Consider the following 14,965-nt stretch of genomic DNA (forward strand, 5'->3'; position numbering starts at 1 on the left):
GGCGGTCGGGTGAGGCGTGAAGTCGTACGGCGAGGACGGCGGTCGGCTCAGCCGTCAGGCCGTACGGCCGGGACGGCGGTCGGCTCAGCCGTCGAGCCGTACGACCCGGACGGCCCCCGCGGGCAGCACGAGGCGGCCCGTGGCGCGTTCGCCCGTCAGCAGCTCGGTGCCGGCCGCGTCCAGCGGCACCTTGGCGTCCGACGAGGTGTGGTTGATCGCGAACAGGAAGGTGCCCGACTCACCGCTGCGGCGCACCACTTCGACATCGCGGGGCAGGTCGGCCGGCGGCGCGATCCGCGCGTCGTCGGACGCCCAGCCGATGAGGGCGTCCAGGCCCTGCGCGCCGAGGCGGGTGGAGACGTACCAGGCGGAGCCCTCGCCGAGCCGGTGACGGGTGACGGCCGGGTGGCCCGCGGTGAGTCCGTCGGCGTACGTCCACACGGTCTCGGCGCCGCGCGGCACCACGAACTCGGTCCAGACGTCGCCGGTGAGCTCGGAGCCGTCGGGGCCGGTGATCCGGACCCGGTCGTCCTTCAGGAGCGGCGAGAACTCCTCGACGGTCAGGCCGAGCACGTCCCTCAGCGCACCGGGGTAGGCACCCTGGTGCACGGCGTCGTGCTCGTCGACGATGCCGGAGAAGTACGAGACGACGAGGGTGCCGCCGTGTCCGACGTACTCCCTGAGGTTGTTCCCGGCGGCCTCGGTCATCAGGTAGAGGGCGGGGACGACGACAAGGGGATAGGCCGACAAATCGGCTTCCGGGTGGGCGAAGTCGACCGTGAGGTGACGGTCGTAGAGCGCCTCGTAGAACGCGTCGGCGCGCTCGCGCGGGTCGTGGTCCTCGCTGGGGCGCCAGTCGAGGCTCTGCGCCCACCACGAGTGCCAGTCCCACAGCACGGCGGCGTCGGCGACGGTGCGGCTGCCCTTGACCGAGGTCAGCGACTCGACGGACGCGCCGAGTTCGACGACCTCGCGCCAGACCCGGGAGTCGGTGCCGGCGTGCGGCAGCATCGCCGAGTGGAACTTCTCGGCGCCGCGCCGGGACTGCCGCCACTGGAAGAACATGGCGCCCTCGGAGCCGCGCGCCACGTGCGCGAGGGAGTTGCGGGCCATCTGGCCCGGGGACTTCGCCGGGTTGCGGGGCTGCCAGTTGACGCCGGACGTGGAGTGTTCGAGCAGCAGCCAGGGGGCGCCGCCCGCGACGGAGCGGGTGAGGTCGGCGGCCATCGCGAGGTTGACGTGGGTGCGGCGGCCGTCGGTGATCAGGTAGTGGTCGTTGGTGACGAGGTCGACCTCACGGCCCCAGGCCCAGTAGTCGACGGAGTCGCACTGGCTGAGGGCGGTCATGAAGTTCGTGGTGACCGGGATGCCGGGGGCGAGGCGGTGCAGGATGTCCCGCTCGGCGACGAAGTTCTCGCGCATGGTCTCGTCGGCGAAGCGCTTGTAGTCCAGGGCCTGGGCCGGGTTGCCGACCGTGGGGGTCACGCGCGGCGGGTTGATCTGCTCGAAGTCCGCGTAGCGCTGGCCCCAGAAGGCGGTGCCCCAGGCCTCGTTGACCGCGTCCACGGTCCCGTACGTGCGAGCCAGCCAGCGGCGGAAGTGGGCGGCGCAGGACGCGCAGTAGCAGGCCGAGACGGGCACTCCGTACTCGTTGTGGACGTGCCAGAGGGCGAGCGCGGGATGGTCGGCGTACCGGGTGGCGAGTGCGGTGGTGATGCTCGCCGCGGCGGCGCGGTAGTCGCTGTTGCTGTGGCAGATGGCGCCGCGCGAGCCGAACTCGTAGCGGGTGCCGTCGGCGGCCACCGGCAGCGCCTCGGGGTGCTCGCGGTAGAACCAGGCGGGCGGCGCGACGGTCGGGGTGCCGAGGTCGGCACGGATGCCGTTCTCGTGCAGCAGGTCGAGCAGTCGGTCCAGCCAGCCGAAGTCGTGCGTCCCCCGGGCGGGTTCGAGCAGCGCCCAGGAGAAGATCCCGACGCTCACCATCGTGACACCCGCCTCGCGCATCAGCCGGACGTCCTCGTGCCAGACGTTTTCCGGCCACTGCTCGGGGTTGTAGTCCCCACCGAAGGCGAGCCCGGTGAGGCCCTTGGGTGTGGTCTCCGGCATGGATCTTCTCCCGTTTAATCGATCATTTGGGAACGTGCACACACTCGATCAGCGGCGCGAGGCCAACATAACCGCACAGCAACAACCATTGACAAGTGTCCGGGATGTTTCTCTACTGTGAACGCTCACAGAAGCATGGCACGGTCGCCGCAGCAGGCGGAGACCCAGGTCAGGGGAGAAAGATCCATGCCAAACACGAAGCTGCGTCGCCTCGTGGCCACCTCCATCGCCGTCACGCTCGGCGGCACCGCACTCGCCGCCTGCGGCACGTCGGACGACAAGAGCTCGTCCGAGTCGGGCCCCGTGTCCCTGACGTACTGGTCCTGGGCTCCGGGCATGGACAAGGTGACCGACCTCTGGAACAAGGGGCCGGGCAAGCAGCAGAAGATCACGGTCACGGTGAAGAAGCAGGCGTCGGGCGACACGCTGGTCACCAAGATCCTCACCGCGCACAAGGCGAAGAAGGCCCCGGACCTGGTCCAGGCCGAGTACCAGGCGCTGCCGACCCTGGTCAGCAATGACGCGCTCGCCGACATAGCGGGCGAGTCGAAGGACGCGAAGAGCAAGTTCGCCGACGGTGTCTGGCAGCAGACGACCCTGGGCTCGGACGCCGTGTACGCGATCCCGCAGGACATCGGCCCGATGATGTTCTACTACCGCCAGGACCTCTTCAAGAAGTACGGCCTGACGGTTCCCACGACCTGGGAGCAGTTCGCCGAGACGGCCCGCGCGCTGAAGAAGAAGGCTCCGGACAAGGACCTGACGACCTTCTCCGCCAACGACTCCGGCCTCTTCGCGGGTCTCGCCCAGCAGGCGGGCGCCAAGTGGTGGACCGCCTCGGGCGACAAGTGGAAGGTCGGCATCGACGACGCGGCGACGAAGAAGGTCGCCGACTTCTGGGGCGGCCTCGTCAAGGAGGGCGCGATCGACAACCAGCCGATGTACACGCCCTCCTGGAACAAGGCGCTGAACACCGGCAAGCAGATCGCCTGGGTCAGCGCGGTGTGGGCGCCGGGCACCCTCACCACCGCGGCCCCCGACACCAAGGGCAAGTGGGCGATGGCCCCGCTGCCTCAGTGGGACGGCAGCACGGACGTCACCGGCAGCTGGGGCGGCTCCTCGACGGCCGTCACCACGGACTCGCAGCACAAGGCGGCCGCCGCGAAGTTCGCGACCTGGCTGAACACGGACCCGCAGGCGGTGGCCGCGCTGGCGAAGGAGGGCGGCATCTACCCGGCCGCCACCACCGCGCAGACCAGTGACGCCTTCTCCCAGCCGCCGGCGTTCTTCTCCAACCAGGCGGACTTCTACCCGAAGGCCGCGGAGATCGCCAAGACCACCGCGCCCTCCGCCTGGGGCCCGAACGTGAACGTCGCCTACACGACCTTCAATGACGCCTTCGGCGCCGCCGCCAAGGACAAGTCGGACTTCGGTACCGCCCTGAAGAAGATGCAGGACAACACGGTGGCCGACCTCAAGAAGCATGGCTTCGGGGTCGCTCAGTGACGACGGCACGTCGGAAGTCGTACGGGGTCAAGGGGGCCCCGTACGCTTTCCTCCTCCCCGCGACGATCCTCTTCGCCCTCTTCTTCGCGCTGCCCATCGGCTACGCGCTCTGGCTGAGCCTGCACAAGGTGCAGGTCAAGGGCCTGGGCCTGGGCTCGGGCGCCCGCAAGGAGGTCTGGGCGGGGCTGGCGAACTACAAGGACGCCCTCTCCGACTCCGAGCTGCTGAGCGGCGCGGTGCGCGTGCTGGGCTACGGCGCCATCGTGATCCCGGTGATGCTGGGCCTCGCACTGCTGTTCGCGCTGATGCTCGACACGGACAAGGTGCGCCTGGCCCCCTTCACCCGGCTCGCGATCTTCCTGCCGTACGCCATTCCCGGCGTCGTCGCCGCGCTGCTGTGGGGCTTCCTGTACCTCCCCGACGTCAGCCCCTTCTACTTCGTCCTCGACAAGCTGGGGATGCCGCAGCCGAACCTTCTGGACGGCGGCCCGCTGTATCTCGCCCTGTCCAACATCGCGGTCTGGGGCGGCACCGGCTTCAACATGATCGTCATCTACACCTCGCTGCAGGCCATCCCGGCCGAGGTGTACGAGGCGGCGAAGCTGGACGGCGCCACGCCCCTGCAGATCGCGCTGAAGATCAAGATCCCGATGGTGGCGCCCTCGCTGGTGCTCACCTTCTTCTTCTCGATCATCGCGACGCTCCAGGTGTTCAGCGAGCCGACCACCCTCAAACCCCTCACCAACTCCGTCTCCACGACCTGGAGTCCGCTGATGAAGGTGTACCAGGACGCCTTCGGCAAGGGCGACATCTACTCGGCCGCCGCGGAGGCGGCGATCATCGCCGTCGTCACCCTCGTCCTGTCCTTCGGCTTCCTGCGGGCCGCGAATTCCCGTAACAAGCAGGAGGCAGCACGATGAGTTCTCTTGCCGTACGCAAGGCCGCACCGGCCGCGGGTACCACCCCCGGCACCGCCCAGGGCCCGCCCCTGCGCCGCCGTATCGCCCTCGTGCCCACCCTGACGCTGCTGCTCGGCGCGCTCTACTGCCTGCTGCCCGTCGCGTGGGTGCTGATCGCGGCGACCAAGTCGGGCCGTGAGCTGTTCTCGACCTTCACGTTCCTGCCGGGCTCCGGCTTCACGCAGAACGTCAAGGACCTCAACGCCTACCGCGACGGGATCTACTGGAAGTGGATGGGCAACTCCGCCCTCTACGCGGGCCTCGGCGCCCTCCTGTCGACGGCCGTCTCGGCGCTCAGCGGCTACGCCCTCGCGATCTACCGCTTCCGCGGCCGCGAAACCGTCTTCGGCGTCCTGATGGCGGGCGTGCTCATGCCGCCCGTGATCCTGGCGATCCCGCAGTACCTGCTGCTGGCGAAGGCGGACCTCACGGACTCGTACGCGTCCGTGCTGCTCCCCCTCATCCTCTCCCCGTACGGCGTCTACCTCGCCCGGATCTACTCCTCCGCGGCCGTGCCCGGTGACGTGGTCGAGGCCGGGCGGATGGACGGGGCGAGCGAGTGGCGGATCTTCACCCGGATCGCGCTGCCGATGATGGTGCCCGGACTGGTGACGGTGTTCCTCTTCCAGTTCGTCGCCGTGTGGAACAACTTCCTGCTGCCGTACATCATGCTCAGCGACGACGAGAAGTTCCCGATCACGCTGGGTCTGTTCACGCTGCTCGAACAGGGCTCCAACACCCCGGCGCTGTACACGCTGGTGATCACCGGCGCGCTGCTCGCGATCGTTCCGCTCATCGCTCTCTTCCTGGTCATCCAGCGATTCTGGAGCCTCGATCTCCTCTCGGGAGCCGTAAAGTCGTGACCATGACCAACGCGGGCGGCAGGCGCAGACCGCCGACGATCCATGATGTCGCGCGCGAGGCCGGCGTGTCCCGGGGCACGGTGTCGCGGGTGCTCAACGGCGGGCACTACGTGAGCCCGGCGGCACAGGAGGCGGTCAACGCCGCCATCCGCAGAACGGGCTACGTCGTGAACCGGCACGCCCGTTCGCTGATCACCGGCCGCTCCGACTCGATCGGCTTCCTGCTCACCGAACCGCAGGAGAGGTTCTTCGAGGACCCGAACTTCAACGTCCTGCTGCGCGGCTGCACCCAGGCGCTGGCCGGGCACGACATTCCGCTCCTGCTGATGCTCGCGGGCACCGAGGACGAACGGCGGCGCATAACGCGGTACATCACGGCGGGCCACGTCGACGGAGTGCTGCTGGTCTCCAGCCACTCGGGCGACCCGGTCGCCGAGCAGCTGCGTGAGGCGGGCGTGCCGCTGGTCGCCTGCGGCAAGCCCATCGGGCTCGGCTCCAAGGTGAGTTACGTCGCGGCCGACGACCGCGACGGCGCCCGGGACATGGTCAAGCACCTGGTCTCCCTGGGCCGTCGCCGCATCGGGATGGTCACGGGCCCGCTCGACACCCCGGGCGGTGTCGAGCGGCTCGCGGGCTACCGGGAGGTGCTCGCCGAGGCGGGCATCGAGGCCGACGACCGCCTCGTCGCCTCCGGCGACTACAGCCGGGCCAGCGGTGAGGCGGCCGCCGAACAGCTCCTCGACCGCGCCGCGGACATGGACGCGGTGTTCGTCGCCTCCGACCTGATGGCCCAGGGCGTGCTGGCCGCGCTGCACAAGGCCGGCCGCCGGGTCCCGGAGGACGTCGCCGTCGGCGGCTTCGACGACTCCCCCGCCGCCACCGCGGTCACCCCCGCCCTCACCACCATCCGCCAGCCCTGGGACCGCATCAGCAACGAGATGGTGCGGGTGCTGCTCGCCCAGATAGGGGGCGATGACCCGGCGGCGGTGATCCTGCCGACGGAACTGGTACGACGCGACTCGACCTGATCCGCCGGACAGGCCCTGGGGGCCGGGACCGGTCAGGATTCGAGAAGCCTCCCGGCCCTCCCCCGCTCTACCGTGAAAGCACCGGAACACACCACGGAGGAGTCACCATGACCGCAGGGCTGAAGACCATCGTCTACCCCGTCAAGGACCTCGCACGGGCGAAGGCCCTGTTCGGCGCGTTGCTCGGCACGGAGCCCTACGCGGACACCGCGTACTACGTCGGATTCAAGGACTCCGGGCAGGACGTCGGCCTCGACCCCAACGGTCACGCCAAGGGGATGACCGGACCGGTCCCGTACTGGCACGTCGACGACATCCGGGCGACGTTGGCGGCCCTGCTGGGAGCCGGGGCCGAGACGCTCCAGGACGTCCAGGACGTGGGCGGCGGCAGGCTGATCGCCTCGGTCAAGGACACGGACGGGAACCTCGTCGGGCTCCTCCAGGACGGCTCCGGCGCGTAGCCCCGCCGGGTTGTTGCAACCGCACTAGTTGCACACTCAATAAAACCCTGGACCTCTGTTACCGTTCACATATGGCAGCGAACGTGGTGGGCGAGGCCCGGCTCGAGGACCGGTGGCGGGACATCCTGTCGGTGCACGCGCGCACGATGTGTGAGATCGACCGCGCGCTGCACCCGCACGGTCTCGGCGCCAGCGACTTCGAGGTGCTGGACATCCTCGTCTCGAGCGAGCTCGCGCACGAGGGCGAGCACTGCCGGGTGCAGAACATCGCCGACCGTGTCCATCTGAGCCAGAGCGCCCTGTCCCGCCTGATCGGGCGGCTGGAGAAGGACGGCCTGGTGGAACGCACCGTGTGTCTGGAGGACCGGCGCGGTGTGTGGGTCGCGCTCACCCGCAAGGGACGCGACCTGCACGCCGAGGTACGCCCCCTGCAACGCGCCGTGCTGGCCCGCATGCTGAACGTCTAGCGTCCCCCCGCCGCACCTCGCCCCTCCCCACACGAACGCGTCACACCACGAACTCGGCCCCGTCCGGCAGCACTTCGACCCCCGCCGCGCTCACCCGCGCCCGGGCGTCCGAGTCCGGGTCGAGCAGCGGGTTCGTGTTGTTGAGGTGCGTGTAGATCCGTCGGGGGCCGGAATGACGGGCGAGGGCCGCGAGGCTGCCGCGCACGCCCGCCACCGGAAGGTGCCCCATCGCCGCCTGCCGCCCGCCCCGCGAGCGCACGGCCGTGCCCATCTCGTCGGGCGCGAAGAACGTGCCGTCGAGCAGTGCGCAGTCCGCCGAGGCGAGCAGGTCGTCCAGCTCCGGGGTCCAGGCGCCCAGACAGGGCGCGTACAGGAGCACTCCGCCGCCTGCCAGGTCCTCGATCCGGTACGCGGTCACCCAGCGGTCGTCCGGGTCGGGGCCGGCGACGTACTTCGGGGCCTTGGGACCGAGGGGGTGCGCGGTGACGACCAGACCGCCGGACAGCACGAATCCGCCCTCGGTCAGGCTGTCCGCCCACTCCCAGGGGGCGTAGCGGTCGAGCAGGTCACGCAGGGGGGCCAGGGTGGCGAGGACGGGCGGTGCGGCGTAGACCTTGAGCCCGGCTCCGCCGCGCAAGACGGTCAGCCCGGCGACGTGGTCGGCTTCCGCGTCGGTCAGGAGCACGCCCCGTACGGGGGTGTCCCGAGGCCCCGGTCCGGGCGCGAGAGCCGGGGTGGTGGTCAGCTGCGTACGGATGTCGGGCGAGGCGTTGAGCAGCCACCAGTCGCGGGAGTTGCCGCTCAGGGCGACGGACTCCTGGGTCCGCGCGGGCAGTTTTCCGTCGCGGGCGGCCGCGCAGAGCGCGCACGCGCAGTTCCACTGTGGGAAGCCGCCACCGGCGGCCGTGCCCAGCAGGACGACTTTCAAGGGGGCTCCCCTCCCTGCGCATGAAACCGTACCCGGAGGATCTTCCCCACTCGGCGGCCAGAACTACGCGGCGGCCGGGGGCAGTTCGGGACGATCTTCGCCGGGGCGCCGGTCCGCGGGGCGCGCGGGCGGGATCGGTGTCGAGGGGAAGTCCCGCGGTCCGGTCCACAGCGCCGGGACCGCGTCGCCGCGGCGGCACAACTCGAAGGCGATCGTCTCGTAGTTGACCCGCCAGCCGTGGAAGTGCGGCCACGCCTGTTCGGCCGTCCGCTCGGCGGGGAACCCGGCCGCCTCCAGCATCGCGACGGCCGCGTCGAACTCCAGGTAGGTGAGCTGGATCGGGGTCTCGGGTGCGGGGTCGGTGTCGTAGGGGAAACGCAGGGAGCGGGCGATGTCGCGCAGTGCGGTGAATCCGGCGCGCAGCATCAGGCGGGCCTCGGGCGGGGCGCTGCTCGGGGTCAGGGCGAGCTGCATGGCGGCCGCGTCCATGACGGCGACGAGGGCGACGATCCAGCTGCGGTAGGGCCGCGGTGAGCGGAACGCGAGCAGGACGGGGTACGTGGAGTGGCTCTCGCCGATGTCGGAGGCGAGCCGTTCCCAGGAGCGGTAGAGCTCGGGCAGCGCGGTCTCGGTGTCGACCAGCCACTGCCGGGCGAGGATCTCCGGTCCCCAGGCGGGTTCGCCCGCGCGCGACTGGAGCAGGGTCACCTCCAGCTCGCGGCGGTTGTAGGCGGCGTACAGGGTGGGCAGGTAGGCGATCTGGAGGGCGATCACGACCGGTCCGGTGACGGCCGCGATGAAGTCCACCACGGACAGGTGCAGTCGGTCGCCGCTGGCGAAGCCGAGCGTGAACAGGCTGGAGCCCGCCTCCCGGACCGATTGGGTCCAGGTCAGCGAGGAGATGGCGTGCAGCAGCAGTCCGAAGCCGATCAGGGCGCCGCCGAGCCAGCTCACGAGTGTGCCCATCAACATGAGCGGGGCGAGCCAGGTCTGTGCGCGGTCGATGGCACGGTAGCTGCCGCCGGGGGCGGCGAGGCGCAGCAGGAAGCGCAGGGAGCGCCACCAGCGGATCACCATCGAGGAGTACAGCCCGCGGGGCACGACGAGGGTGCGCAGGATGCTGGCGAACACCAGCAGCAGGAGCAGGCCACCGGCCACGCCCGAGATCCATTTCATGCGGTCATTCTCACGTCCGACGCGGACGTCTTCAGCGCAACGGATCTCGTACGGCGCGAACGGGGCCCGCGACCCGCATGTCGAACGGTCAGGCCCGCGGCCGGACCAACAGGGTACGAACGCCCTCGGAGGTGAGGGTCAGGCCGTTCGGTGAACTCGGGTCGATGGTGAGCGACAGATCACCGGTCGGCCATTGGGAGGCGAGCGCGCCCAGCGGAACCAGACGGTAGCGGGAGACGGACGGCAGCATTTCGGCCATCGCCGGCTCCGAGGTGAACACCGGCACCACCTGCTCCCCGCCCGGCTGCTCCAGCACGGGCAGTGCCACGGCCGCGGGGTCGCGTACGTCCTCCTCGCTCGCGTCGTCCGGCACCGGGACCAGCACCTCGCTGCCGGCCAGGGTGTCCAGCGCCAGCGGGTTCTCGGTGTTCTCCGCGAGTGCGTTCAGTGCCTCCTGGGCCGGTGTGGTGGCCGTCGGCAGGTAGTGATGGTTGTTCGAGGGTGTGTCCATTGGCAGATCCCAGGTAGTGACGGACAGGCCGCCCGGGGCGGGACTCGCCCCGGGCGCGGCTCCTGTCGCGCGTACCCACTCGCGGCCGGGGCATTCCCCGCCCCCGCCCGCCGGTGCTCACGAGGTCGAGAGACCGAGAGGTCAGGAGGTCAGGAGATCAGGAGATCAGCGGGATGTCGTCCGAGGGCAGGCCGAGGCGGTCGCGGCCGACGCGGCGGGCCAGCGGTTCGGCCATCGTGGGGCCGAGGTGCGACCAGATCGTGGCGGCGTCCCGGAAGTAGCGCTGCATCCGTGCGCCGTCGCGGGCGTGCCGGGAGCCCGCCGTGCGGAAGAGGATGCCCTGGAGCGCGTCCCAGGCCAGGCGCCCGGCGGTGACGAAGACCAGCGCGAGCCGGTTGTCGACGGCGGTCGTGAAGAGAGCCCGGCCCGACACGTTGTCGCAGCAGGCCTCCATCCAGTCGTCGGCGGTCGCCCGCAGCGCCGCGTCCGCCGTACGGATCGCGGCCAGCGCCTCCCCCAGGTGGCGCTGGTAGTCGTGGAGGTCCGCGCGGGTGCGGCCGGGGTCCAGGACGAGCGGCCGTTCGGCGATGATCCGGGCGTACTCGTCGGCGGCCGCGTACGCGGTGCCGATCATGAGGGCGGCCAGCTCGCCGTGGAAGAAGCTCGCCGCGCGCCCCGCGTACATGGGATGGCCGTGCAGCTTCGAGCCGACGGAGCCGCCCTCGACGGGCAGGTCGAGCAGGCTCGCCTCCCGGGTGAAGTGCGCGGGGATGCGGGCCTCGTCGAGGCGGATGCTGTGGGAACCACTGCCGCGCAGGCCGAGGACGCCCTGCCAGTCGTCGAGCAGGGTCCAGGCGGAGCGCGGCGCGACGAACAGCACGAGCGGCCCCGGCGGGTCCTCCGGCTTCTCGGGGGCGCGCAGGGTCTGACCGACGTAGTGGGTGGAGTACGGGGAGCCGGAGGAATAGGACCAGGTGCCGTCGAGGACCACATGACCCTCGCCGTCGGGCCGCGCCACCCCGACGGGGGTCGCGGTGGAAGCGGCCCGGAAGTCGCCCTCGTCGCCGAAGAGTTCGTCCTGTGTCTTCTCCTCGAAGACCGAGGCGACCTGGAGGACATGGGCGGCGGTGAGAGACAGGGCCCAGCCGGTGGAGGGGCAACCGCGCGCGACCTCGGTCACGACGCGGTAGAAGGTCGGCAGGCCGAAGGCGTAGCCGCCGTACCTGCGCGGCTGCAGCATCCGGTAGAAACCGGCGCGCAGGAACTCCTCGTGGGTGTCCTTGGGGTAGATCGTCAGCCGCTCGGTCTCCGGCTGACGTTCGAGCAGCGCGGGCCGCATCGCCACGGCCCGCTCGATCACTTCGCGTTCGGTGAGTTCCGGTTCGGGAACGGCGATCACGGGGCCTCCTGACAGGCGGGACTGTCCGTACGTGCGGCGACACCAGTGATTGAACACGCAGACCCGCCACGGTGTACCACCGGATAACGCCAAGTACGAGGATCTGTACAGCGGTTGAAGTGTCGGCCGGCCCGCCCGGGAGCGCGGGGGGAGCGCTTTTCCCACCCGTCGGCCAGGGCTTCGAGGCGATGGCCTTGGTGAAAACGAACCAGCGATGGTGACCGGGGCCCACGCGCCTCGCAGGCCCCGCCGCCTACCGTGGGCGCATGCCGATGCAACCCTGGTTTCCCGACGCCAAGCTGGGCGTCTTCATCCACTACGGTGTCTACGCCGTGGGCGGCGCGGCCGAGTCCTGGTCGTTCTACACGGGCGAGATGACCCACGAGCAGTACATGAAACAGCTCGAAGGCTTCACCGCGTCGAAGTACGATCCGGACGCCTGGGCCGAGCTGTTCGCCCGCATCGGCGCCCGGTACGCGGTCCTCACCACCAAGCACCACGACGGCGTCGCCCTCTGGGACACCGGCCACCGCAGTCTCGACGTCGTCCGGGACACCCCGGCCGGCCGGGACCTCGTCACGGGTTTCGTCGACGCGCTGCGCGAGCGGGGGCTGAAGGTCGGGCTCTACTACTCGCACTCCGACTGGAACCACCCCGACTACCCCAGCGTCCGGCACGTCAGGCCGGGCGAACCGCCGAGTCCCTACTCGCACGCCGAGCCCGGCAAGGAGGACCCGGCCGCCTGGGAGCGCTACCTCGCCTACCGCGACGGCCAGGTCCGCGAGTTGATGGACCGCTTCCGCCCCGACCTGCTCTGGTTCGACGGCGAGTGGGAGCGCACCGAGGAGCAGTGGCGGACGGACGAGCTCGCCGAGCTGATCCTCGCGGGCAACCCCGACGCCGTCCTCAACGCGCGGATGCTCAGCCACGGCGACTACGCCACCCCTGAGCAGGGCACCCCGCTGCAGGCCCCGGAGGGCCCGTGGGAGCTGTGCCTGACGATCAACGACTCGTGGAGCCACCGGCCGCAGGACCGCGACTTCAAGTCGGTGCGTCAGCTGGTGCGCTACTTCACCGAGACGATCGGTATGGGCGGCAATCTGCTGCTCGGCGCCGGGCCCCGCGAGGACGGGACCATCCCCGAGGAGCAGATCGAACGCCTGGAGGGGCTCGGCGCGTGGATCGGGCGGCACACGGACGCGGTGTACGGGACGGTCGCCGGGCTGCCCGCGGGGCACCACTACGGTCCCAGCACCCTCTCCGCCGACCGGCGCACGCTGTACCTGGTCTGCTTCGACGCCCCCCGTGACAACGTCTCGTTGCGCGGCCTGCGCAACGAGGTCAAGCGCGTCACGGTCCTGGGCACCGGCACCGAACTGGCCCACCACGTCACCGGCGGCCTCGACACCGTCCCGGGCGTGACGTGGATCGACGCGCCCGCCGCGGCCGACCTCGACGAGTACGCCACCGTCCTCGCCGTCGAGCTGGAGGGCGAACTGGACCTCTACCGGGGCACCGGCCGCGACTGACGGGGGAACCATGTCAAGGAAGTGCGGCGGCAGAACGGGGCGAGCAGCGGTAGAGGCGTGACATCGGGAGCGGTGCGCGTATGCAATGGGCGCGCACCCATTCGGCGTTGGTCCGGCCCGGGACGGTCACCACGCCGCCGAGGACGACGTAGCGCAGCCGGCCGGTGGCGACGAGGTGACGGAACTGGGCGTCGGTGGGCGTGGGCGCGGCCCCGGTGAATCCGCCCATGGGAAGCACCTTGGCGCCCGCGTAGAGGATGTACGCGGCGGCGGACCGCCAACTGGTCGTCGCGAAGAGGTAGGTGGCTCCGTCCTGGTGGGCCCGGGTGTAGGCCAGGAGCCGCTGCTGGTCCTCGTCGAGTCCGTCGGTGGACTTCGGGACCTTACCGCCCGCGGTCCCGGCGGCGGGCGGTGCGGAGAGGGTCCATTGCCGCGCGTTGTGGTGGTGCCACGCGGACACCGGCCCGGTGGAGCCCATGCCGGAGTGCCCGTAGGCGGGGTCGAGGACCGAGGCGGCCCAGGCCGCGGAGGGCCCCAGCATCGCCACGACGGCCAGACCGAGGCCCAGCACCGCGATGCGCCGTCGCGCCCCTACGGCGCCGTCGGTACGGGACAGGGCCAACAGCGCCAGCGCGCCCGCTCCAAGGATGATCGCGGCCGGGGCCAGCCACGGCAGGAACGTCGGGTACTGCCCCGCGACCACCGCCGACCAGACCACCGTGGTCACCACGGCGACGGGCAGCGCCCACGTCCGTGCCCCGCTCCCGTTGCGCCAGGCACGCCAGAACTGCACCGTCCCGGCGCCGAAGAGCGCCGCCAGCGGTACGGCCACGACACCCATGTAGTACGTATGGCCGCCGACCGCTCCGGCGCTGAACACCAGGAAGTACGTGGCCAGCCAGACCGCCCAGAGCAGGAAGCCCGCCCGCAGCGGGTCCGTACGCGGCCTGCCGCGCAGCCACACCAGACCGCACACCGCGGCGAGCGCGGCCGCCGGGTACAGCCAGCCGACCTGCGAGGCCAGCGACGGGCCGACCATCTTGGCCCACTGCGTGGCGGCGTGTCCGGCCCCGGGCTCTTTGGGGACGGTGCCCGCCATGGTCTGTGCCGCCACGCTTCCGGTGTCCTTGGCGTCGATGCCGAGGCTGGAGAAACGGGTGAGGAAGTTGTATCCGACGACCTGGCTGATGGCCGAGTTGTTCGTCGTACCGTCCACGTACGGACGGTCCTTGGCCGGGGTCAGTGTCACCAGCAGCACCCACGAGGCCGAGACCGCCAGACACACCGTGCCTGCGGCGGCCAGGTGGGCCAGGCGGCGGCGCAGCACCGCCGGTGCCGAGACCACGTACAGCAGGCCGAGCGCCGGGAGGACCGCCCAGGCCTCCAGCATCTTGGCCTGGAAACCGAGGCCGACCCATATGCCGGCCGCGAGCAGCGGGCGCAGCCGGGCCTCGCGGGCCGCGCCCAGCGTGGCGTCGGCGGCCAACAGGACGAGCAGGGTGAACGCGGGGTCCTCGGCCTGCGTGCGGAAGAGCCCCGCGACCGCCGGGGTGAGCGCGAACGCGCCCGCCGCGAGCAGGCCCGCGCTCTCCCCCGCCCAGCGGCGCACCGCGCGGTACAGGACGGCGACGCTGAGCACGCCCTCGATGACCTGGGGCAGGGTGAGCGCCCACGGATGGAATCCGAGGATCCGCGCGGACAGCGCCTGGGGCCACAGGAAGCCGGGCAGTTTGTCGATCGTGATCGAGTTGCCGGGGTCGAAGGAGCCGAACAGGAAGCCCTTCCAGCTCTCGGACATGCTGCGCGCGGTCTGCGCGTAGAACGCGTGGTAGCCACTGTGCTGGATGTCCCAGGTGAACAGCAGGGCCGCCATCGCGAGGATCGCCAGCAGCGCGGGTCTGGCGTGGGCCGGTCCTCCCACCGGGCTGCGGCCGGACGTCCCGGGACGGGCTAGCAGCCGCCCGCCCGTCCGCTGGGCCGACGCGATGATCGCTGCGGTGGTGCTGACCATGGACGTACCTTCCCGGTGTAC

The 14,965-nt window shown here is 70.9% G+C and carries 13 protein-coding genes; 7 read left to right on the plus strand and 6 right to left on the minus strand.

Annotation, left to right across the window (positions count from 1 at the left end):
- Positions 1-84: 84 nt before the first annotated feature.
- A complete protein-coding gene (locus AAFF41_RS07520) occupies positions 85-2,106 on the minus strand; it encodes a beta-galactosidase (RefSeq protein ID WP_343323735.1) in 2,022 nt (673 codons plus the stop codon).
- Between the two features lie 186 nt (positions 2,107-2,292).
- Between AAFF41_RS07520 and AAFF41_RS07525 the strand changes: the two genes are divergently transcribed.
- From AAFF41_RS07525 to AAFF41_RS07550, 6 genes are all read left to right on the plus strand, one after another.
- Positions 2,293-3,612, plus strand: a complete 1,320-nt coding sequence (locus tag AAFF41_RS07525; protein WP_343323736.1) for an ABC transporter substrate-binding protein — start codon at positions 2,293-2,295, stop codon at positions 3,610-3,612.
- Positions 3,609-4,532, plus strand: coding sequence for a carbohydrate ABC transporter permease (locus AAFF41_RS07530; RefSeq protein WP_097283443.1), 924 nt, complete (start codon positions 3,609-3,611; stop codon positions 4,530-4,532). The genes AAFF41_RS07525 and AAFF41_RS07530 overlap by 4 nt, the downstream gene beginning before the upstream one ends.
- Positions 4,529-5,434 carry a carbohydrate ABC transporter permease gene (locus AAFF41_RS07535; RefSeq protein ID WP_319745720.1) on the plus strand — a complete coding sequence of 302 codons (906 nt, stop codon included), beginning with the start codon at positions 4,529-4,531 and terminating at the stop codon, positions 5,432-5,434. The genes AAFF41_RS07530 and AAFF41_RS07535 overlap by 4 nt, the downstream gene beginning before the upstream one ends.
- Positions 5,431-6,462, plus strand: coding sequence for a LacI family DNA-binding transcriptional regulator (locus AAFF41_RS07540; protein ID WP_319745718.1), 1,032 nt, complete (start codon positions 5,431-5,433; stop codon positions 6,460-6,462). Before AAFF41_RS07535 ends, AAFF41_RS07540 begins: the two co-directional genes overlap by 4 nt.
- A 107-nt stretch (positions 6,463-6,569) precedes the next feature.
- Positions 6,570-6,923: a VOC family protein gene (locus AAFF41_RS07545; RefSeq protein ID WP_319745716.1), complete on the plus strand. Its 354-nt coding sequence runs from the start codon at positions 6,570-6,572 to the stop codon at positions 6,921-6,923.
- A gap of 71 nt (positions 6,924-6,994) precedes the next feature.
- Positions 6,995-7,390 (plus strand): MarR family winged helix-turn-helix transcriptional regulator, encoded by a 396-nt coding sequence (locus AAFF41_RS07550; RefSeq protein ID WP_319745714.1) that lies wholly within the window; start codon positions 6,995-6,997, stop codon positions 7,388-7,390.
- 40 nt (positions 7,391-7,430) lie between these two features.
- On the opposite strand, the gene pqqB is transcribed toward AAFF41_RS07550, so the two are convergent.
- The 4 genes from pqqB to AAFF41_RS07570 all read right to left on the minus strand — a co-directional run bounded on the left by pqqB (position 7,431) and on the right by AAFF41_RS07570 (position 11,404).
- Positions 7,431-8,318: a pyrroloquinoline quinone biosynthesis protein PqqB gene (pqqB, locus tag AAFF41_RS07555; protein ID WP_319745712.1), complete on the minus strand. Its 888-nt coding sequence runs from the start codon at positions 8,316-8,318 to the stop codon at positions 7,431-7,433.
- A 63-nt stretch (positions 8,319-8,381) separates the two neighbouring features.
- The gene (locus tag AAFF41_RS07560; RefSeq protein ID WP_319745710.1) at positions 8,382-9,494 is read right to left on the minus strand and encodes a hypothetical protein; all 1,113 of its coding nucleotides are present in this window, start codon (positions 9,492-9,494) and stop codon (positions 8,382-8,384) included.
- A gap of 88 nt (positions 9,495-9,582) precedes the next feature.
- Complete coding sequence (locus AAFF41_RS07565; RefSeq protein WP_054228714.1) at positions 9,583-10,005, minus strand: SseB family protein; 423 nt, start codon at positions 10,003-10,005, stop codon at positions 9,583-9,585.
- Positions 10,006-10,162: 157 nt separating this feature from the next.
- The gene (locus tag AAFF41_RS07570) at positions 10,163-11,404 is read right to left on the minus strand and encodes an acyl-CoA dehydrogenase family protein (RefSeq protein WP_319745708.1); all 1,242 of its coding nucleotides are present in this window, start codon (positions 11,402-11,404) and stop codon (positions 10,163-10,165) included.
- Positions 11,405-11,670: 266 nt separating this feature from the next.
- On the opposite strand from AAFF41_RS07570, the gene AAFF41_RS07575 reads away from it, so the two are divergent.
- Positions 11,671-12,933 carry an alpha-L-fucosidase gene (locus AAFF41_RS07575; protein WP_319745706.1) on the plus strand — a complete coding sequence of 421 codons (1,263 nt, stop codon included), beginning with the start codon at positions 11,671-11,673 and terminating at the stop codon, positions 12,931-12,933.
- A 13-nt stretch (positions 12,934-12,946) separates the two neighbouring features.
- Here AAFF41_RS07575 and AAFF41_RS07580 read toward each other — a convergent pair whose 3' ends face one another.
- Positions 12,947-14,944 (minus strand): ArnT family glycosyltransferase, encoded by a 1,998-nt coding sequence (locus AAFF41_RS07580; RefSeq protein ID WP_343323737.1) that lies wholly within the window; start codon positions 14,942-14,944, stop codon positions 12,947-12,949.
- Positions 14,945-14,965: the final 21 nt, after the last annotated feature.

Source organism: Streptomyces mirabilis, from assembly GCF_039503195.1.
Taxonomy (GTDB): domain Bacteria; phylum Actinomycetota; class Actinomycetes; order Streptomycetales; family Streptomycetaceae; genus Streptomyces; species Streptomyces mirabilis_D.